The sequence below is a fragment of the Mesorhizobium sp. LNHC229A00 genome (genome assembly GCF_000502415.1).
Classification (GTDB): Bacteria; Pseudomonadota; Alphaproteobacteria; order Rhizobiales; family Rhizobiaceae; genus Mesorhizobium.
Window position 1 is genome coordinate 1 of sequence record NZ_AYWQ01000249.1, and the last position, 286, is coordinate 286.

Genomic DNA, 286 nt, shown 5'->3' on the forward strand with positions numbered 1-286 from the left:
TTGCCCGTCGCCTTGTATATCATTGACGCCTTCGTGCGCCGGAGCGAGTGTACCATACTCCTCTCGTCGCAACCCAATCGCCGTCACCCATTCGTCCACTAGGCGGGCATACTGCCTTGTGCTCGTGTGGTTTGCGTGATCGACTCGACTCGGGAAAGCCTGGTCCTCGACCGTGCCGCCACGCCGCTCGAGCCAGGCCAGCAGGCTTGCTCGTACGTCGCTGGTGATTTCGAACTGTACTGGTCGCCCGGTCTTCTGCTGCACGACGATCGCGCGAGTCCTGACC

1 pseudogene is annotated in these 286 nt (G+C 61.9%); it reads right to left on the reverse strand.

Features of this window, described 5'->3' with window-relative positions:
- Positions 1 to 286, reverse strand: a pseudogene (locus X742_RS1000000175365) (integrase); the annotation flags it as partial.